This window comes from Pseudomonas sp. FSO-7, from assembly GCF_059579345.1.
Genome location: NZ_CM184193.1, coordinates 4,850,560 through 4,869,268, shown reverse-complemented (window position 1 = coordinate 4,869,268; position 18,709 = coordinate 4,850,560). Strand labels below are relative to the sequence as shown.

The following is an 18,709-nucleotide window of genomic DNA, read 5'->3' as shown; positions in this document are numbered from 1 at the left end:
TCACTCCAGACAGCGATGGGCGGGAGTTTACCCCATCGCTAGCCTGCATTGCAGACCCAATCCCTCGTCGCGGATTGTTCTGCGGCCCCGCCATTGATCAGCCCGAGGCCGTGATCCGCTTGCGCAAGTGCGCCATGATCAGGGGGTTATCTTGCGCTTTGGACGGTTCTGGCAGGTGTTGCGGCCAGTGTTCCAGTTGGCCGAACAGCTGTTGCCGGAGCTCCGGGTCCAGGCGAAGAATCTCCCGCGAGGCCGAATCCCACCAATGGTGTCGGCAGAGGTCGTAGTAAGGATGCTCCGGTGCCGCGCTGCCGTACAGCAGGTCGCGGCCGATCTTGTGCAAGGCGCCGCTGTGATTGCGCAACTTCCATTTGATCTTCAGCCGCCGCCAGGCCGACGGGAAAGGCCGGGAGCGCGGTACGTCATGACAACGCTCCACCAACTGCGCACTGAACGCCTCGCCGTGCTGGGCAAAGAAGTGCGCTTGCATGGTGTGGAAGAAGCGCTTCTCGGCGAAGTAGTGATAGACGTGTTTGTGGGTTTCGTGAATGGTCTGGTTGCGCAAGGTGAATGAAATCGCGATCTGTTCGATGGTGTGGATGTCGAAGCCACCCTCGGTCCATTCATCGATCAGTCCGACGGCCTGGGCCAGCAGCGCACCGTCGTTGTCAGTCACACCGCACAATCCGCTGTTGTAGAGCTTGAAACTGTTGTCCGGGGTGATGCCGTGGGCGCGCAGGCGCGTGCCCAGCTTGAGGTAATCCTCACGCTTGCAGACGTAGTCCCAGTTGTATTCGAAGCTGTCCATCAGGTACTGCCCTGGCTGGATTTGCTTGAACAGCACGTCGGGATCGGCGAGGAATAGCGTGTCGGTGTCGACGAACAGGGTCTTTTCCGCCAGCGTCAGGCCGGCCGCGATGGCACAGGCCTTGCGCCGGTGAATGTAACCGTTGTGGCCTTGCCACTCGGCCAGCAACTGCGGACTCAGTGCGAGGGTTTCGACCGGCCAGCCGCGGTAGTCCTCAGGCCGGTCGGTCAGGATCCTGATGCTGGGCAGTGTCGCCGGATTGCCGTGGGCCAGGGCGGTCAGGATGCTGAACTTGGCTTCGTGGCGATAAACGTCCTTGTCGCCATAGATCAGGTACAGCAATTGGTGGCGGACTTTTTTGACGGGTGTTTCCTGAAAATCAATAACCTGCATGCCAAGCCTTTATCGAATTTAGAACGGTGCCGGGCACTCGAAGCGCAAGCGCTCGCCACTTTGCGGATGGGTGAAGCTGAGCATGCTGGCGTGCAGGCACAGGCGTGGCCAGGCGGCGAGGGCCTGGGGGTGGGCGTAGAGCCCGTCGCCCAGCAGCGGGTGACCGATGGACAGCATGTGTACGCGCAATTGGTGCGAGCGCCCGGTGATCGGCGTCAGCTCGACCCGGCACCAGTCGCCGCAACGTTCCAGTACGCGCCAGAAGGTCAGGGCGTGTTTGCCCTGTTCATGGTCCACCACATGCCGGGGCTTGGTCGGCGGGTCGTAGCGCAAGGGCAGGTCGATGCTGCCACTGTCCAGTTCCGGTTGGCCCCAGCACAGCGCCGTGTAGGCTTTTTCGGTTTCGCGGTCATGAAATTGCCGGGACAGTTCGCGATGGGTGTCCGGGTCACGGGCCAAGAGGATGATGCCGGAGGTTTCCCAGTCCAGTCGGTGCACGATTCGTGCTTCCGGATAGCCGTTTTCCTGCAAGCGGGTGATCAGGCAGTCCTTGTTGTCGTCGGCCCGGCCGGGCACGGAAAGCAACAGGGTCGGCTTGTCGACCACCAGGACAGCGGCGTCCTGATGAATGATGCGGATGTTGGACAGGGGCATTGAAAGCAGTCTCGTTACAAACGCCAACGGCGGCTCGGGCCCTTCTCAAACCCAAGGGAGGGAGGAGAAGGACCCGAGCCGCCGTGGCTACCGCCGGCGCGATCAGCGATCCGGCAGGGTGATATTGAGTTCCAGGATCGAGCAGCTGCCCTGGCTTTCCAGCGCCACATGCACGTCATCGCTACCGATGTTGACGTATTTGCGGATCACTTCCACCAGTTCCTTCTGCAAGGCCGGCAGGTAGTCAGGGGTGCTGCGTTGGCCGCGTTCGTGCGCCACGATGATCTGTAGACGCTCTTTCGCGACCGAGGCGGTACTAGGCTTTTTGTTGGCACGAAAGAAGTCAAAAAGGTTCATTACCTACCTCCAAACAGGCGCTCGAAGAAACCTTTCTTCGTTACATCGAGGAAACGATGCTCCACGGTCTTGCCCAGCAGGCGATCGACGGCATCGCTGTATGCCTGGCCGGCATCGCTCTGGTCGTCGAGAATCACCGGCACGCCGGAGTTGGAAGCCTTGAGTACCGCTTGGGATTCTGGAATGACACCCAGCAGGGTGACGGCGAGGATTTCCTTGACGTCTTCGACGCCCAGCATTTCGCCATCGCTGACCCGTTGCGGGTTGTAGCGGGTCAGCAGCAAGTGTTCCTTGATCGGCTCTTCGCCCTTCTCGGCGCGCCGGGATTTGCTCGCCAGCAGGCCCAGCATGCGGTCGGAGTCGCGGACCGACGACACTTCCGGGTTGGTCACGACGATCGCTTCGTCCGCGAAGTACATGGCCAGGTGGGCACCTTTCTCGATACCGGCCGGGGAGTCGCAGACCACGAACTCAAAGTCTTCCTTGAGTTGCATCAGGACTTTTTCCACGCCTTCCTGGGTCAGCGCGTCTTTGTCGCGGGTCTGGCTGGCGGCCAGTACGTAGAGGTTCTCAAGGCGTTTGTCCTTGATCAGGGCCTGCTGCAGGTTGGCTTCGCCGTTGACCACGTTGACGAAGTCGTAGACCACGCGACGCTCGCAACCCATGATCAGGTCCAGGTTACGCAGGCCGACGTCGAAGTCGACGATGACTGTCTTGTGGCCGCGCAGAGCGAGACCGGTACCGATAGCGGCGCTGGTGGTGGTCTTACCCACACCACCCTTGCCGGATGTAACCACGAGAATCTTGGCCAAGGTGTTTCACCCCTAAGGAAAAAGGACTTTGTCAGCCCCTGAAAAACATCTCTGGAAAACTGCTGCAATTGGACAGGCTTGGCTGGAATCGGCTGTCGGGCGGGGTCTACCTCCGGTAAACACTGCCTGATCCTTTTTCCTACGTCGTTTAAGCCGTTTTCGCTCGTTTTAGAGATGCTTGGAAAATGCGGCAGTATCCGTTAAAGCCGAATGATGTTCAACACGTCGCCCGACAGGCTGATCTGAACGCCGGCCCCCCACAACGGGTCGCGGCGCAAATCCTCGGAGACCTTGTACTGCCCGGCGATGGAAACCAGCTCAGCGCTCAATTGCTGACAGAAGATCCTGGCTTTGGTATCACCCTTGACGCCGGCCAGCGCTCGACCACGCATCGGGCCGTATACATGGATGTTGCCATCGGCCAGAAGTTCCGCCCCCGGGCTGACCGAGGACACGATGACCAGATCGCCACCTTGGGCATAAATCTGCTGCCCGCCGCGCACCGGCGAGGTGATGACCCGCGTTGGCTTGATGGTGGGCTCCGGTGGTTTTTCCGGGGTTTTCTTCGCCTCGACCGGGCTCAGTTCCAGCACCCGCTCCCGGGCGCCGGACGGTGGCAGCACGGGAATGTCCACGGCGATGGCGGCGGCGATGTCTTCGATGCGGCTGGCGCGGATCGCCAGGGTGCGCAGACCGTGCTGGCGGCAAATGCGCATCAGGCCTGGCAGATCCACTGAGCCTTCGCCGGCCGGCAGCTTGTCCAGGGCCAGCACCAGGGGGGCATTGCTGAAGAAGTTCGGGGCCTGGGCGACTTTCGCCGCCAGTTGCCGGTCAAGGCTCTCCAGGTCGTTGCGGGCCAGTTCCAGCACCGTAATGGCGAGCATGCTGCCCTTCAGCTGGAACACGGGATCTTGGTCTAGCGGTTCGGTTTGGCTCATGGTCGGCGTACAACAGCTTGTCACTAAAAGTGCCGAGACTTATAACGAGATCGTCCGCCAGCCGCAACCCGGGTCGAACAATGTAGAATGCGCGGCCCATGTCTTAATGGAAGCTGTAATGGATCGCCCGCGTTTTCGAGCTGCATTTTTTCATCCGCGTTTCTGGCTGCTGTGGTGCGGCCTGGGGCTGTTGTGGCTGATCGTGCAATTGCCTTATCCGTTATTGCTGCGGGTCGGTCGTGCATTGGGGGCGCTGATGTATCGGGTGGCCGGCGACCGACGGCGCATCGCCCGTCGCAACCTGGAGTTGTGTTTCCCCGAAAAGTCCGCTGCCGAACGCAAGCGTCTGCTCAAGGAAAATTTCGCCTCCACCGGCATCGCCTTTTTCGAGATGGCCATGAGCTGGTGGTGGTCGCGCTCGCGTTTGGCGAAACTGGCCCACGTCGAAGGGCTGGAGCATCTCAAGCAGGCCCAGCGCGAGGGCAAGGGCGTGATCCTGATGGCACTGCATTTCACCACGCTGGAAATCGGCGCGGCCTTGCTCGGCCAGCAACACACCATCGATGGCATGTACCGCGAGCACAAGAACCCGCTGTTCGACTACATCCAGCGCCGCGGTCGTGAGCGGCACAACCTCGATTCCCTGGCGGTGGAGCGTGACGACGTGCGGGGCATGCTCAAGCTGCTGCGGGCCGGGCGGGCGATCTGGTATGCGCCGGACCAGGACTACGGCGCCAAGCAAAGCGTGTTCGTGCCGTTGTTCGGCATCCAGGCCGCGACGGTCACCGCCACCAGCAAGTTCGCCCGCCTGGGCAAGGCGCTGGTGGTGCCTTTCACCCAGGAACGCCTGGCCGACGGCAGCGGTTATCGCCTGGTGATCCAGGCCCCGCTGACGGATTTCCCGGGGGAGACCGAGGAAGCCGATTGCATCCGCATCAATCAGTGGGTCGAGCGGTCGGTGCGCGATTGTCCCGAGCAGTACCTCTGGGCCCACCGGCGCTTCAAGAGCCGTCCACCGGGCGAGCCCAAGCTGTACGACAAACGCGGCTGAGTTATTTTGATATCACCTTGAGCACGGAGCATTGCGATGACCCCAGCGGAACCGGTTACAGGTTTGATTCTTTCCGGCGGTGGGGCTCGGGCGGCGTATCAAGTAGGCGTACTGGCAGCCATCGCCGAATTGCTGCCCGACGGGGCGGATAACCCGTTTCCGGTGATCGTCGGCACTTCGGCCGGGGCGATCAACGCGGTCAGCCTGGCGAGCGGGGCGATGGACTTCAAGACCGCCATCGAGCGGCTGACGGCGTTCTGGCAAGCGGTGCGCAGCCACCAGGTCATGCGCAGCGACTGGCGGGGCGTGATCGCCCAGTCAATGCGTTTCATCACCCACAGCCTGCTGGGCCTGGGGGCCAAGTTGCCGGTGGCGCTGATCGACAGTTCGCCGCTGCGCGAACTGCTCGAGGCCCAATTCCATGACTCGGGTATCGAGCAGGCCATCGCCGAGCGGCAACTGCGGGCGGTGGCGGTGACGGCATTCGGTTATGAATCCGGCCAGGCCGTCACGTTCTACCAGGGGCGCGGGACCATCGATGCCTGGCTGCGCCACCGGCGTATCGGTGTGCCGACACAGTTGTCGGTGGAGCACCTGCTGGCCAGCTCGGCGATTCCGCTGTTGTTCGCGCCGGTCAAGATCGGTCCGCAATACTTTGGCGACGGCGCGGTGCGGCAATCGGCGCCCATCAGCCCGGCTTTGCACCTGGGGGCCAATCGCGTGCTGGTGATCGGCGTCAGCGGCAACCCCCGTGGTGGCGGTGGGCAGGATCCTTCCGAGCGCAGCTACACGGGTCTGCAGCCGACCCTGGCGCAGATCGGCGGCCATATGCTCAACAGCACGTTCATCGACAGCCTGGAAAGCGACATCGAGTTGCTGGAGCGCCTGAACGGGTTCAGTCACTTGCTGCCCGATGACGTCCCGGCCCATGCCCTCGGCGCGGCACCGGTGGACGTGCTGGTGATTTCGCCCAGCCAGCCCATCGACGAAATCGCCGCTCGCCATCGCCAGGAACTGCCCCGCGCATTGCGGGTATTCTTGCGCGGGCCGGGCGCGACCAAGACCAGCGGCGCGGGGGTGCTGAGCTACCTGCTGTTCGAGGCGGGGTATTGCAGCGAACTGATCGAGCTCGGACGCCAGGATGCGTTGGCGCAGCGTGAGGCGTTGAGTCGGTTCCTGGGGTTGGCATAAGGGGTGTAAGCAGGTCCACCGCAATCGCGAGCAGGCTCGCTCCCACGGGGGATTTGCGGTGGACGCTGAAATGAAACCAACACACAAACAATGTGGGAGCGAGCTTGCTCGCGATGACGGCGACAGATTCAACATCAATGCAACTGAGCCGGCGCCATCGCGAGCAAGCTCGCTCCCACAGGGTATTGTTGTGGATCTGAATCCTGGGATCAGAAGTGATACTTCAGCAAGAAGCTGGTGTTGCTCTGGTTGGTCTTGAAGCCTTCGCTGTCCTCGATCCCGTACTTGTTCTTCCAATAGTCATACTCCACCCCCACATACAGCTGCTTGGCCCCCAGCTTCAAGGCCTTGCCCAGGTCATATTTGATCTGCGGGTTGATGTGCAGGTTGGCGTGGTAGGTGCCCTTGGAATTGCTGTCATTGTCCACCACCCAGTCGATGAAACCGTCGATCAGGATGTCCGATGAGCCCACCGGCACGGTGTAGGCCCAGACCGGGGTGATCTGCCAGACATTGTCGCCGGCGCGCGGGCCTTCGGTCTGGCGGTTGTAGAAGTTCAGCTGGAAGTAGTCGAAGCCGGGGATCGCCAGGTCGAAGCCCGGGCCGATCAGGTAGGACTCGTTGTCGCCTTCGCCGAACTCATAGGTCATGGCCAACAGCACATCCTTGATCGGACCCAGTTCCAGCTTCTGGTCGAAGATCTTGCCAAACGACAGGCGCGGGCTGAACTCACCGTAGTAGGTGTTCGGGCCGGACTGGCTGTCATCCTGGCCGTTGTAGAAGATCCGGTCGAGGAAGAAGAAGTTGTCCCCGTATTTCCAGGCGTCGGCGTGTTCGAAGGTCACGGTCTGCTGGATACGCGGGTTGACCTGGAAATCCTTGCCGTACAGGTAGGTCAGGCTGTTGTTCTGCCATTGGAACAGATCGTCGGCCATCACCTGGCCTGCGGCCAGCAAGGATCCTGCGAGTATCAGGCTGGTGCACGTACGTTTCATTCGGTTTGCTCCCAAAGGTAAGTGGTACCGCTTTTTTTTCAGGTCAGCGCTCTGGTGTGGCGCCTTTTTCCATGGATGAAAAAACATCCGTTCGGTCAGCTTTTTGAGCGTGGCGAATGCTGATAGCAAGCGCTGAGCCAAGTCCGGAAAAAACTGGAAATGGTTTGCCCTGCGGTTTCTTTTTGATCAGTCGGAAATGCTGTTTTCAGGGGCGCGTTATGTCCGCCAACGCCGCAACACGTTGACGGTCCGGTCAGGATCGGAAGGGATTTTGTTGTCGGCCTGCTTCAAACGGCCGCGCAGGATACGGGCTTGCCTTGAAGGGCTCAAGTGCCCTGCAACGGCGCATGCGCGGCGAATTTGGGGCGTGATGGCGGGGCTTGGTCATCGTGTGCTTTCCTCTTGTTTTTATTGTTGAGGCGCAGGCAGTCGCTGACGGGGGACCGGTGGTGTGCCGGTCGACCTGTCAGCGGTATGACGTTTAACGGTGTTGGAGCGCGTGGCTCAGTTGGTGTGTGCGCCCTGGTTGATCCACGCGCCGATCAGATCGCGTTCCTGTTGGGTCATCTGGGTGATGTTGCCCAAGGGCATGATCTGGCTGGTCACGGCTTGGGCCTGGATGCGCGCGGCCTGCTGCTGGATCTGCTGCGGCGTGTCGAACATCACCCCGCCCGGCGCAGCGCTGAACAACGGGCTGGTGGGCTTGGCCGAATGGCAGACCGAGCAGCGTTCCTGGATCACGCTATGGACCTTCTCGAACGAGGGGCCCTGGGCGTTGGCGGCCTGAGCGGGCGCCGCTGCCGGTGCGGCGGGGGCCGTCGCTGGTTTCGCGCCACCGCCCACTGCCGTTTCCGGCAACGGTTGGTACTCGATCACGCCAGGTGCCTTGGCCACCTCCGGTGCGGTGGGCATGGGCTTGGGGCCGGTGACGTAGGCCAGGCAGATCATCGCCAGGGCACCGACTGGCAGCGTCCAGGCAAACCGGTTGCTGTCATGGCGCGTATTGAAGTAATGCCGCACCAACACCGCTGCCACGGCGATACCGGCCAGGATCAGCCAGTTGTACTGGCTGCCGTAGGTGCTCGGGAAATGGTTGCTGATCATGATGAACAGCACCGGCAGGGTGAAGTAGTTGTTGTGGCGCGAACGCAACAAGCCCTTGGCCGGCAGCGCCGGATCAGGCGTGCGGTTCTCGGCGATGGCCGCGACCAGTGCACGTTGCGCTGGCATGATGATGCGGAACACGTTGCCGACCATGATCGTGCCGATGACTGCCCCGACATGCAGGTAGGCGCCGCGACCGCTGAACACCTTGCTGAACCCGTAGGCCGCGGCGATCAACAGCACGAACAGGATGAGGCCGAGCAGGGCAGGGCGCTTGCCCAGGGCCGAGTCGCAGAGAAAGGAATAGACGAACCAGCCGACGAACAACGAGCCGATGCCCAGGGCGACGCCTTCGGGGCCGCTCAGGCTGCTGCCGGGGGCCAGCAGGTAGACGGTCGGGTTCCAATAGAACACCACGCACAGCAGGGCGATGCCTGACATCCAGGTGAAGTAGGCTTCCCACTTGAACCAGTGCAGGTTGTCCGGCATGGACGGTGGCGCGAGTTTGTATTTTTCCAGGTGGTAGATGCCGCCACCGTGGATGGCCCACAGGTCGCCGGCCAGGCCGCTGCGGGGGTTGACGCGATTGAGGTTGTTTTCCAGCCAGACGAAGTAGAACGACGCGCCGATCCAGGCCACGCCAGTGATCATGTGAACCCAGCGAATGCTCAGGTTCAGCCATTCCAGCATATGTGCTTCCACAGTCTTTACCTCTCGCCCGTCACGCTTGTTTTCGCGTGATCGGACCTTCTCTTGGGGACGGTGTGAAAACGTAGCGAGCGAAGGCAAGACAAGGCGAAAACTGGCGAGAAAGCGGAGTTGACTTTAGTCAATGAGCATTTCGAGTCAGTTTTCAACGCAGTATTGCCGAGCGCAGTAGTTTTCACTCCGTCCGCTGGTGGGGGGCGAGGATCATTAACTCATCCTCTTGGAAAAAATGCTCATCGCAGTTATTGCCTGTGCCACTGCGATCAACCACCAGGAAGTCATCCCGCTTTTCGATCGTCAGCACCGGGTGGTGCCAGACGCCGCGATGGTAATTAATGCCCTGCCTGCCGTTGGTGACGAAGGCGCGGACCAAGCCTGATACAGGTGCATCGCCAAGTGGCGCGACCACGATCAGAAAGGGGTTGCCGAGCAGCGGAATGAAGGCCTGGCTGCCCAGCGGATGGCGCTCCAGCATGCGTACGGTCAGCGGCATGTCCAGCGCGTCGGCGCGGAAGATGCTGATGATCGCCTGATCGTCCGGAGTGGCGGTTTCCACCGTCGCCAGGCGATGGAAGCGCATGGTCGAACCGTTGTTGATCATGAAGTGATCGCTGCCGTCGGTTTCGATCACGTCACCGAACGGGGCGAAGGCTTCTTTGGTCAACGGTTCGATCTTGAGTGTGCGCATGCTGGTCTTCTTATCCAAAAATTCTGTGTTGTTGGTTCAGCTTTTGTGGCGAGGGAGCTTGCTCCCGTTGGACTGCTCAGCAGTCCCCTTTTGAAAAGCGGGGTCGCTTCGCAACCCAGCGGGAGCAAGCTCCCTCGCCACAGGTGCGTCGTTTATTTTGCGACCTTACCCAGCACCCGCAGGCGACTCACGCCGCCGTCCGGAAACACGTTCAGGCGGATATGGGTGATCGGTCCCAGGGCCTTGATCTGCTCGGCGAAGGTGTGTTCGGCGTGCATTTCCAGCTTCTGGCTCGGCAGCAGTTCGCGCCAGAACAGTGACTGGGTTTCGATCTGGCTGTCGGTGCCGCCCTTGACGAATGCGCCCTGGATCGAGCAGCTGTCGGGATAGTTGCCCTTGAAGTGCAGGGTGTCGACGATGACTTTCTCGACCTCGCCGGCATGGCCCAGGGCAACGATGACCCAGTCATTGCCCGGGGTACGACGACGGGCGGTTTCCCAGCCATCGCCCATGTTCACGCCACGGCCCGGGTTGAGGATATTGCTCATGCGGCCAAAGTGCTCGTCGGAGCAGGCCAGGGCGCGACCACCATTGAGGGCGGCGGCCAGGTCGATCTGTTCGTTGTCGCCCACCGCCGACCAGTCGCGGTACGGAATGCCGTAGACCCGCAACCGGGCCACGCCGCCATCGGGGTAGATGTTGAAGCGCAGATGGCTGAAGGCCTGTTCGTTGCTGATTTCGTGGTAGTGGTGGCTGTTGCCTTGCAGCTCGACGGCCGATAGTACTTCAGTCCACTGGGTGTTTTCGTCCGGCTCGCCTTCCGTCAGGAAGCAGGCTTCCAGGGAGGCCGACGGTGGGTAGTTGCCGGTGAAGAATGAGGTGTCGATGTCCACGCCTTTGATCGAGCCCGCCACACCCAGGCGGATCACCGCGCTGTCGTAGCCTTCGAAGCGCTTGCGCCGCGACTCCCAGCCGTCCATCCACTTGCCATTGTCATCGAACACACCCTCCTTCCACACGGCCGGGGTCGGCTGGAACAGGCGGTTGGCGTCGGCGAACCAGTCATCGGTGACCGAGATGATCTTGGTGCCCAGGCGGGCGTCGGCCAGGTTGACGAACTTCTCGAAAGGTACGGCGTAAGCTTTCATTCTTCTTGTCTGCCTTTAAATAAGTTGGCTGGGGATGCTTGCAGGTTCCTGGGTTCAGGACTGCTCGCTAAAGGGTCAGTAATCGGAACAACGCGATCTTGTTGATCTCTGCCAAGGCGCATTTGAATTCGGCGTCTGCCGAGTGATGGATGCGCGTTTCGAACGCCGCGAGGATCTGGTGCCGGTTGCTGCCTTTTACCGCCATGATGAAGGGAAACTTGAACTTGGCCTTGTAGGCGTCGTTCAGCTCGGTGAAGCGTTGAAACTCTTCGGCCGTGCATTGGTGAATACCGGCGCCGGCCTGTTCGTTCGTGCTGGCTTCGGTCAGTTGGCCCTGGACGGCGGCTTTGCCGGCCAGGTCCGGGTGAGCGTTGATCAGCGCCAGTTGGCTGGCGTGGTCGGCACTCAACAGGATGTCGCTCATGCGTTGGTGCAGGGTCTCGATCTCGTCGATGGAGGGATCCTGGCCCAGGTCGAACGCCTTTTCGGCGACCCATGGCGAATGTTCGTAGATATCGGCGAAAGCCCGGATGAAGGCTTCACGGCTCAAGGTGGAAGGCTTGAGGGTCTGGAAGGTGGTCATTTTGAAGCCCCTTGATACGGGTGGACCTGCTGCCAGTGACGGGCGATGTCGACACGGCGGCTGAACCAGACGTGTTCATGGCCTTTGACGTATTCGAGAAACCGCTTGAGGGAGGCCAGGCGCGCAGGGCGGCCGATCAGCCGACAGTGCAGGCCGATGGAGAGCATCTTCGGGGCTTCGGCGCCTTCGGCGTACAACACGTCGAAAGCGTCCTTGAGGTATTGGAAGAAATCGTCACCCTTGTTGAACCCTTGCACCTGGGTGAAGCGCATGTCGTTGGTGTCGAGGGTGTAGGGGATCACCAGGTGCGGCTTGCCGTTGGGGGTATTCGGTTCCCAGTAGGGCAGGTCGTCGTCGTAGGTGTCGCTGTCATAGAGGAAACCGCCTTCCTCCATCACCAGCCGGCGGGTATTCGGGCCGGTGCGGCCGGTGTACCAGCCCAGCGGACGCTCGCCAGCGATTTCGGTGAGGATGCGGATCGCTTCGAGCATGTGCTCACGCTCCTGGGCTTCATCCATGTATTGGTAGTCGATCCAGCGATAGCCGTGGCTGCAGATTTCGTGACCGGCGGCGACCATGGCGCGAATCACGTCCGGATGGCGCTGGGCGGCCATGGCGACGGCGAAAATGGTCAGAGGAATATCGAATTCCTTGAACAGTTTGAGGACACGCCAGACACCGGCACGGCTGCCATACTCATACAGCGATTCCATGCTCATATTGCGCTCGCCCTGCAGCGGTTGCGCCGCGACCATCTCCGAAAGGAACGCTTCGGATTCCTTGTCGCCATGCAGGACGTTGCGCTCGCCGCCTTCTTCGTAGTTGAGCACGAAGGACAACGCGATGCGGGCATTGCCCGGCCATTGGGGGTGGGGAGGGTTACTGCCGTAACCGATCAGGTCGCGTGGGTAGTCAGCGCTCACTGCAGTTTTCCTTCTTGTTCGAACCATGTAGGTGGCGCCCTGGCGATGAGTTTCGGGCTGGCGTCACGACGATGGAGTGATTGTATACAACTTTGCGCGCGATTTGTAAGCCTGAATTTTTGCATTTTTCACCGTGCCCCTGGCGTTGTCTACACTGCAAGAAACCTGCCCACTTGGTCAGTGAATCATCAGGAGGATCTTGTATTCATTTGGTTTGCTTGAACCTGAGGCTGACATGCCGACGGGCGGTCCATGGGCCAAATGTTTATTTTTTATTGTGTACAATTTTCTTTTAAAGTGTCTTAATTCGCTCATCGCCGTGACGTTTCGTGCTCCGAAACGGTGCGGCCTGTCTTTCAACTGATTCAGGAGGCGTCGGGCCGGACTGCAGTGCAGCGAGGCGCGCACAAGCAATGGGACGTTTGACTACTCACGTTTTGGATGCCGCACACGGCTGCCCGGGCAGCTCGATCAAGATCGAGTTGTACCGTGTGGAAGGTTCGCAACTGCACTGTGTCGCCAGTGCGCTGACCAACAGCGACGGGCGCTGCGACGCGCCACTGCTGCAAGGGGATGACTACCGTTCGGGGGTCTATCAACTGCAATTCCACGCCGGTGATTACTACCGCGCCCGTGGCGTCCAACTGCCCGATCCGGCGTTCCTGGATGTGGTGGTGCTGCGCTTCGGTATTTCGGCCGAGCAGGAGCATTACCACGTGCCCCTGCTGATTTCGCCCTACGCTTATTCCACCTATCGAGGCAGCTGATCCCCCAAGCAGCTGCCTCTCCTGGAAGCGACTGCGCATGGCGCTTCTTTGGTTTTTCGCCCGCTCACACTGCGGGCTTTTTTTTGCCTGCGGACTTATAGCCTGGCGTCGTCATCCCGAACGATGAAGACGGTGTCCGGATAGTTTGGCCGGATTTGCGAACCGCCCTTGAGCCAGATCAGTTTGTTGTTCTGGTGGGCCTCCCTGACAGCGTTCGCGGCGTGTTCGCCGACCTGGGTTTCCAGGCTGATGCCGGTTGTGTTTGGGTTGGTGTGTGCCGGCAGGGAAATCTTCGGGATCCGGGTGCGATGCAAGCTCATGAAAAATACATAGTCATGCCCTGTCCGCCGGAATACCAACGCCGGAAAGCTATTGAAAGAATTGGGTTCAAAGACTGCATAGCCGTTACGGGTCATGAGGTTGGCCATGAAGCGCTTGAGGTCCAACGGGGAGTAAGTCATGACGAAATAATCCCACTGCTGGGTGAATCGCTGAGGATCGAAATCCAGCCGATCCAACGACATTCTTGAAGAGGAGGGCGGCAGATCGAGCGAGCGTGCAGTGCTGCTGACGCTGCCTGAAGCGGCGCGAAGCACGGGTAGCATCAATAACGGATCGCTCCATTCCGGGTGCGGGGACGGGGTGCCGTCTTTCCAACTGCTGAAAATCTGCCGGAGCGCGGTCAAGCCTGCCGCGTCGGCAAAAGACGAGCTGTTGACGAGGGTAAATTGCTTTCTGGCGATATTTTCCAGGGTGACCGTGGTGACTTCTGGAAACGCCTCCCTGACGTAAGCCGTCAGTGGTTTGTCAAAGGGCAGCCTGGCATCGATTTGCCAATGATTGTCGGGAGGCACGCGTATCGCGCTTCGGGGTTGCTCGTCGGGCGTATGCCTGAGGGTCGCCTCCAGTACGTCAAAATCATACGGTGAATGAGAGGGTTGCTGGATGTAGGCGATCGGATACTCGCGGGCGTCGGCGCGCGTCACCACTTTGTAGTGGACACCGTCTATGGTCAGGAAGTCGGGTACCGTGAACCTTGGCTCGATTCCCCAGTTTTTAGCGAAGGCGGGGGCGCTTTCCAAGGTGGCTTCGCTTTGTGCAGGGGACGTGTGTTGACGCTTGGGTTCAATGACGTCCGAGGGCTCATCTTCCGCCAGTCTGCGGCGGGTAATCGTCAGTGTGGAGTCAGCGGCAACCGGCTCGGCGCGGTGCGCAAGACGCCACAGCAGGCTGCCTTCCACTTGCTCGAGGCGTGGTCCGGAGGCGATGAGTTCGGTGCTTAGTCGGGCCCGGTAATTCTGCTCGGCATCGCGCCCCAACAACACGGTGCCGCCTTCCGTCAGATCCACATAGGTACGTGTCCTGAATGTGCGGATGCCCGTGGTTGCGTCGGGCTCCGATAGCATGGGGACCAGTTCGGGTGAAAGATGATAATGGTCCAGCGGCACCGCCGTGGTTGACTCATGGACGGGTGTCTGTGAGGTGATTTCGGCTAGCAGGATGGTGGGGGATTGGGGTTCAGCGGCGTCAGGTTGTCGTCCGGGCGGCGTGACCGGGGCCTGGTCGCCTCCCTCTCCTCGGGTGGGGCTTCTAGGCACTGTTTCCGGCGACGTATCGCGACTGGAGTGGGGCGTGTCGGGAGACAAGGTTGGAAGCGTGGGGCGGGTGTTTCGTCTTGGGCTCATTGGGACTCCTGTTCCTTCAGGGTTGAAGAGTGATGAATGATTCATTCATTCGTCTTGAAGCGATGCCCTGCCTTGCGTTCGACGCACCGACAGGTCACGGGCTTGAGATGTTCCTGGAAACGGCTCAAGCCCGTGCACTACATATGTATAGGGATGGCTTATAAATAGGTCGGGAGGAGCCCATGCAATGCAAGGAGCCCACTTAATTGAGACGCGCTCATTCCAAAGGCCATGCTGAGCGTCAGGGTTTGCACCAGGAACTTCGAATTGCCCGGCGTGAGGCTTTCCACCAGGGCCACGCACTTTTCCCGCAGCAAGCGAAGTGCGCCATCGTTTGCGGGCGGGGTCTGGCTGAGGCCTTCGCGAACCAGAGCCTGGTAGAGGCTGAGATGATGATCGCAAAGATTGGTTTTTCTCAGTTCCTGGGCAACGATGGGGCGAGCCTTATCGGTCTCAAGGGTCCATCGGCGGGTTTTCAGGTTGTAGGTCAGACCGCCGCGAGTGCCGTCCCTGACGGCAATGTTCAGCACCCTCAATTCCTTGGCAGCGAGGGCGGTCAGTTCGCTGGGCCATGCCGCTGAGGGATCGAGGGAAAAAGTGAAATACCGAGCGTCGAGCGCCTCCACATACACCCGTTCAAACAGGGTATCGACCGCATGAACGACGCCTTGGGCGGTGATGACCCGTATCTTGTCGACAAGGTCTTCAGCCTCATACGTGGGGAGATGAATAATCGTTGTGCCCAGCTGCAACCGGTTGGAAGCAAGAATGATCTCGACGTGCCCCAGGCGCGTGGCGTCGAGTTCCCAGGTCGAGGCATGGGGCAGCCGGGGATTGGCCCTCGCCAGGGCGCCGGGTGTGGATAACCGTAGTGTCATGTCCGGGCTCAGGTGCACCAGGTAGGTGGCGCCTTCGCCGATCAGGACTTCAATGCCGGTTTGTTCCGAGGGGGAGGTGAGCTGTGCACAGGTGGCTCGATTGCGCATGTAATAGGGGGGCTTGTCGGAGGGCGGAAGATAAACATATTTCTTCCGGGTCGCCGTGAGTGGCAATGCCACGTCGGTTGTCCAGTGCACCGGCGATTGACCAATTAATGTCTCGTCCAATAGCAGGCTGTAGTCGGGTGTCGGTTGGACGAGGCGGTAGGACACGCCGTCCTTCATGATGAGCGTAACGAGGTGGTTCGAACCCAGGGCGGAAAATGCACGCCGCTTCGTGCGGGTATTCTGCGCGCTGTAGCGCTCATCGGAACTGGCCAGGTTCTTCAAGACCACGTGGTGTGAGCCGAAATAAACCGTCAGGCCACATGCCTCATACTTGATGGTGTTCCAACCATCATCGCCGTGAGTGACCTGGATGTTGTAATGGGCCTCGATCCGCGTCAGTTCGGTGCTGGCATAATCCAGATACACCGCGCTGGAGAAGTCGCTGCGTTGTTTTACCTGGAGCGTCGTCGACACGATAAGGCGTGAGAGGTAATAACTCGTGTCCTTGTCATGTGCGACCCGGTGCGTCTGCTGGTTATTCAGGATAATCGGGCTGCGCGGTGTTCCTTGTTGGGTGATCACCGCTTCAATGGTGAGGGGCTGGCTCTGCTCGAGGGTGTCAGGCAGGTCGGGCACCAAGTGATAGCCATCCTTTGTGATGAAGGTCAGTTTGTTGTTTTGGAGGCGTCGTATGTCGTCGTCGGGCTGGTAGACCTTTTTGATGATGACTTCACGCAGTTGCCAGTCATCTGCGTCAAAGCCCGAGGTCACCACCAGGTTGTCCCCTTCGATCTTCCAGTCTTCGATCAGGTCGGCCCTCCAGTCCACGGCAATGCCGCTATTGCCGATGCCGTCCTCGCTGATGGATACGCGGCCCGGCTTATGGGCGATGGCGTAGACATCGTTGCCCGGCCCACCGTTTGCGTCGCGGTTGTTGGCGCCCAGGAGGAAAATCTGGTCATCGCCTGCACCGGCCTCGATGGCATCGTTGCCGCGGGATTTGATGATGTTCGGGCCGGCGGTGCCCTTGATGAGGTTGCGACCACCCTCCAGTATTTCTACGTGTTCAATGCTCTCCAAGACCGCATGGCGATAATCTGCTGTGTCTTTTCCCTGACTGGCTTGGGTGAGGATGGAAATGTGCCCGGCCTCCAGGTCGACTTGATAGCCGAGCCATTGTTCCTGAGCGTCCCGGTTGCGGCCGGACAAAATGACGGTGTCATCGCCTGCGCCACCTACTAATCGATTAGGTGAAGGAGGGTTTGCCGTGGGGCTCCGGGTTGAACCTTCGAAGATGAAAACATCGTCTTTTTCACCGCCGGTGAGCTTTTTAACGCCTGCGCCGTAATGGAAAACATTCGGTTTGTTTTTCGGGCCGATGATGGTGTCGTTGCCGCCCCCGATGTACCAGTGGATGCCTTTTTGTTCCGCCGCAGTACCCAGCACGGCCCCGGGGGTATCGGCAGTGACCCCGTTGCGGGCATCGATGAAGTCGTCGCTGTCCGTGATCCTGGGGCGCACTCGGGTCGCCTGGTAGCGTTCTCCCGTCCACCAATTCCAAGTGTTGTAAGTCACCTGTTCGAGTTCTACGCTGAACGTTCCGTTTACGATGGCTTCGGTGCTGTTTTTCAAGGTGCCTTGCAATAACTTCATGGCATTGGCCCGAAGTTGTTTCGTGTGTTCAGCGGTCGCCTTGGCGATGGTGTAGCGCTCCTGGATGGCTTCATCGGGGCTGATGGTCCAGAAGGCGAACCAACCTGTGCGCAGGCGCTCATGCACGGTGAGTTCTATGTAGTTGTCGATTTCATCGACTTCACGAATCGCCCCCCAGATTTGCGAACCCACCGCCAAGATGAGACCCGCGGCCAGGCCCACGGGGCCGGCTGAGCTGAACCCGGCCAACGCCGCTGCGCCGATCATGACCGACATGGCGGCGCTGGTGATGCTCAAGGCGGCGCTGACGTAATGATCGGTGGCCTCATTGCCGGTGGCGTTGGCGGCAGCCTTGAAAGCGTCGATGGCCGCGACGATATCGAATGGCAGTGTCAGCACGCTGGCAATCAAGCCACTGCCACGCCCCAGCCGTAAGGCAAACGATGTTTTGGCGAAACTCCCGAGGGAGCTTTGACCGGCCTTGAGCATATGTGTGGCTTGCCGGGTCAGCGCTGCCTCGACACCGATCGAGGCAACCTCGGCACTGACGCTGGCCCCATTGAAGACGGTCTGGTAACCGTTCTTGTTGCGGATGGCATCTTGCAAACCACGCAGACCGCTGTAGATGCCAAAGGCCTGGAGTCCGAACCCTGTGGGAATCAGGATGCTGCTCTTGGATCTGTTTACCCACTTAAATGTTTTTTCTGCAAGCGAAGCGGTATTGAGTGTTTGGGCAGAATTTAAAAGCTTTTCAAGCGTGGTTCGATAATGGGCTGATTCAGGTTGTGTTTCAGGAGGGTCATTGAGCAACGGCGGAGCGATAGAGGAGCGCTCACTGGCGATTTCGAACAGCAGTGTTGGCAAGCGGTAGTCGTTGGCGTTGGCGGTCAACTTTATACGGGTTTCGATATCGACCGGGTTGAACCGCAAGGTGTTCAGAAAAAAGCGATTGGGGGTGCGGAAAAACGTATTGTCGCCGTTCAGGGGCTGGCCATTGGTCGTTACACCCAGCGCATCCAGGGCTAAACGGGTCACCGTCACGGAGCCTATGCGCAGCGGGCCATACAGTTTATCGACAACTTCGAGTTGGGCTTGTCTTCGCTTATGTTCCGGGCCGATCAGGGTTTCATTGCCCGCTTTGAAATCGAGTGTCTCGACAGAATGATCATTGGCATGAAAGCCCAGATCTGTAATGACGACTGTAGGCTCATCGAAAACGGAATCGGGGTAAAAAACCTTGGCCATTGTGAACTTCCTTGTTCAAC

16 protein-coding genes are annotated in these 18,709 nt (G+C 59.9%); 3 read left to right on the top strand and 13 right to left on the bottom strand.

Annotated features, from left to right (window positions below):
• Window positions 1-97: 97 nt before the first annotated feature.
• The 5 genes from AC515T_RS21230 to minC all read right to left on the bottom strand — a co-directional run bounded on the left by AC515T_RS21230 (window position 98) and on the right by minC (window position 3,962).
• The gene (locus AC515T_RS21230) at window positions 98-1,201 is read right to left on the bottom strand and encodes a hypothetical protein (RefSeq protein ID WP_496529904.1); all 1,104 of its coding nucleotides are present in this window, start codon (window positions 1,199-1,201) and stop codon (window positions 98-100) included.
• Window positions 1,202-1,219: 18 nt separating this feature from the next.
• Complete coding sequence (locus AC515T_RS21225; protein ID WP_018612476.1) at window positions 1,220-1,855, bottom strand: RluA family pseudouridine synthase; 636 nt, start codon at window positions 1,853-1,855, stop codon at window positions 1,220-1,222.
• A 102-nt stretch (window positions 1,856-1,957) separates the two neighbouring features.
• On the bottom strand, window positions 1,958-2,212 hold the full coding sequence (minE, locus tag AC515T_RS21220; protein WP_003179111.1) for a cell division topological specificity factor MinE: 255 nt from the start codon (window positions 2,210-2,212) through the stop codon (window positions 1,958-1,960).
• Complete coding sequence (minD, locus tag AC515T_RS21215; protein WP_003179114.1) at window positions 2,212-3,024, bottom strand: septum site-determining protein MinD; 813 nt, start codon at window positions 3,022-3,024, stop codon at window positions 2,212-2,214. The genes minE and minD overlap by 1 nt, the downstream gene beginning before the upstream one ends.
• Window positions 3,025-3,224: 200 nt before the next feature.
• Entirely contained in the window at window positions 3,225-3,962 is a 738-nt protein-coding gene (minC, locus tag AC515T_RS21210; RefSeq protein WP_496529903.1) for a septum site-determining protein MinC, read from the bottom strand.
• A gap of 118 nt (window positions 3,963-4,080) precedes the next feature.
• Here minC and AC515T_RS21205 point away from each other — a divergent pair, with 118 nt between their 5' ends.
• Together AC515T_RS21205 and AC515T_RS21200 are read left to right on the top strand one after the other, a co-directional pair.
• Window positions 4,081-5,013, top strand: coding sequence for a lipid A biosynthesis lauroyl acyltransferase (locus AC515T_RS21205; protein ID WP_496529902.1), 933 nt, complete (start codon window positions 4,081-4,083; stop codon window positions 5,011-5,013).
• Window positions 5,014-5,049: 36 nt separating this feature from the next.
• Complete coding sequence (locus tag AC515T_RS21200) at window positions 5,050-6,204, top strand: patatin-like phospholipase family protein (RefSeq protein WP_496529901.1); 1,155 nt, start codon at window positions 5,050-5,052, stop codon at window positions 6,202-6,204.
• A 209-nt stretch (window positions 6,205-6,413) separates the two neighbouring features.
• Here the strand turns inward: AC515T_RS21200 and AC515T_RS21195 are convergent, their stop codons facing one another.
• The 6 genes from AC515T_RS21195 to puuE form a co-directional block, all read right to left on the bottom strand.
• A complete protein-coding gene (locus tag AC515T_RS21195) occupies window positions 6,414-7,199 on the bottom strand; it encodes an outer membrane protein OmpK (RefSeq protein WP_496529900.1) in 786 nt (261 codons plus the stop codon).
• Between the two features lie 504 nt (window positions 7,200-7,703).
• Window positions 7,704-9,005 (bottom strand): urate hydroxylase PuuD, encoded by a 1,302-nt coding sequence (locus AC515T_RS21190; protein WP_496529899.1) that lies wholly within the window; start codon window positions 9,003-9,005, stop codon window positions 7,704-7,706.
• 181 nt (window positions 9,006-9,186) lie between these two features.
• Window positions 9,187-9,699 (bottom strand): ureidoglycolate lyase, encoded by a 513-nt coding sequence (locus AC515T_RS21185; protein WP_496529898.1) that lies wholly within the window; start codon window positions 9,697-9,699, stop codon window positions 9,187-9,189.
• A gap of 152 nt (window positions 9,700-9,851) precedes the next feature.
• Window positions 9,852-10,847: an allantoicase gene (gene alc, locus AC515T_RS21180; protein ID WP_496529897.1), complete on the bottom strand. Its 996-nt coding sequence runs from the start codon at window positions 10,845-10,847 to the stop codon at window positions 9,852-9,854.
• A 67-nt stretch (window positions 10,848-10,914) separates the two neighbouring features.
• Window positions 10,915-11,430, bottom strand: a complete 516-nt coding sequence (gene uraD / locus AC515T_RS21175) for a 2-oxo-4-hydroxy-4-carboxy-5-ureidoimidazoline decarboxylase (protein WP_496529896.1) — start codon at window positions 11,428-11,430, stop codon at window positions 10,915-10,917.
• Window positions 11,427-12,353 (bottom strand): allantoinase PuuE, encoded by a 927-nt coding sequence (gene puuE, locus AC515T_RS21170; protein ID WP_496529895.1) that lies wholly within the window; start codon window positions 12,351-12,353, stop codon window positions 11,427-11,429. The genes uraD and puuE overlap by 4 nt, the downstream gene beginning before the upstream one ends.
• Window positions 12,354-12,766: 413 nt before the next feature.
• Here puuE and uraH point away from each other — a divergent pair, with 413 nt between their 5' ends.
• Window positions 12,767-13,120 carry a hydroxyisourate hydrolase gene (gene uraH / locus AC515T_RS21165; RefSeq protein WP_122566981.1) on the top strand — a complete coding sequence of 118 codons (354 nt, stop codon included), beginning with the start codon at window positions 12,767-12,769 and terminating at the stop codon, window positions 13,118-13,120.
• A gap of 95 nt (window positions 13,121-13,215) precedes the next feature.
• On the opposite strand, the gene AC515T_RS21160 is transcribed toward uraH, so the two are convergent.
• Window positions 13,216-14,805 (bottom strand): hypothetical protein, encoded by a 1,590-nt coding sequence (locus tag AC515T_RS21160; protein WP_496529894.1) that lies wholly within the window; start codon window positions 14,803-14,805, stop codon window positions 13,216-13,218.
• A 158-nt stretch (window positions 14,806-14,963) separates the two neighbouring features.
• Entirely contained in the window at window positions 14,964-18,689 is a 3,726-nt protein-coding gene (locus AC515T_RS21155; protein ID WP_496529893.1) for a calcium-binding protein, read from the bottom strand.
• Window positions 18,690-18,709: the final 20 nt, after the last annotated feature.

Excerpts from the sequence above, each read along its gene's own strand:
- AC515T_RS21230 (WP_496529904.1), bottom strand. The coding sequence starts at position 1,201 with ATGCAGGTTATTGATTTTCAGGAAACACCCGTCAAAAAAGTCCGCCAC.
- AC515T_RS21225 (WP_018612476.1), bottom strand. The coding sequence starts at position 1,855 with ATGCCCCTGTCCAACATCCGCATCATTCATCAGGACGCCGCTGTCCTG.
- minE (WP_003179111.1), bottom strand. The coding sequence starts at position 2,212 with ATGAACCTTTTTGACTTCTTTCGTGCCAACAAAAAGCCTAGTACCGCC.
- minC (WP_496529903.1), bottom strand. The coding sequence starts at position 3,962 with ATGAGCCAAACCGAACCGCTAGACCAAGATCCCGTGTTCCAGCTGAAG.
- AC515T_RS21205 (WP_496529902.1), top strand. The coding sequence starts at position 4,081 with ATGGATCGCCCGCGTTTTCGAGCTGCATTTTTTCATCCGCGTTTCTGG.
- AC515T_RS21200 (WP_496529901.1), top strand. The coding sequence starts at position 5,050 with ATGACCCCAGCGGAACCGGTTACAGGTTTGATTCTTTCCGGCGGTGGG.
- AC515T_RS21195 (WP_496529900.1), bottom strand. The coding sequence starts at position 7,199 with ATGAAACGTACGTGCACCAGCCTGATACTCGCAGGATCCTTGCTGGCC.
- AC515T_RS21185 (WP_496529898.1), bottom strand. The coding sequence starts at position 9,699 with ATGCGCACACTCAAGATCGAACCGTTGACCAAAGAAGCCTTCGCCCCG.
- alc (WP_496529897.1), bottom strand. The coding sequence starts at position 10,847 with ATGAAAGCTTACGCCGTACCTTTCGAGAAGTTCGTCAACCTGGCCGAC.
- uraD (WP_496529896.1), bottom strand. The coding sequence starts at position 11,430 with ATGACCACCTTCCAGACCCTCAAGCCTTCCACCTTGAGCCGTGAAGCC.
- uraH (WP_122566981.1), top strand. The coding sequence starts at position 12,767 with ATGGGACGTTTGACTACTCACGTTTTGGATGCCGCACACGGCTGCCCG.
- AC515T_RS21160 (WP_496529894.1), bottom strand. The coding sequence starts at position 14,805 with ATGAGCCCAAGACGAAACACCCGCCCCACGCTTCCAACCTTGTCTCCC.
- AC515T_RS21155 (WP_496529893.1), bottom strand. The coding sequence starts at position 18,689 with ATGGCCAAGGTTTTTTACCCCGATTCCGTTTTCGATGAGCCTACAGTC.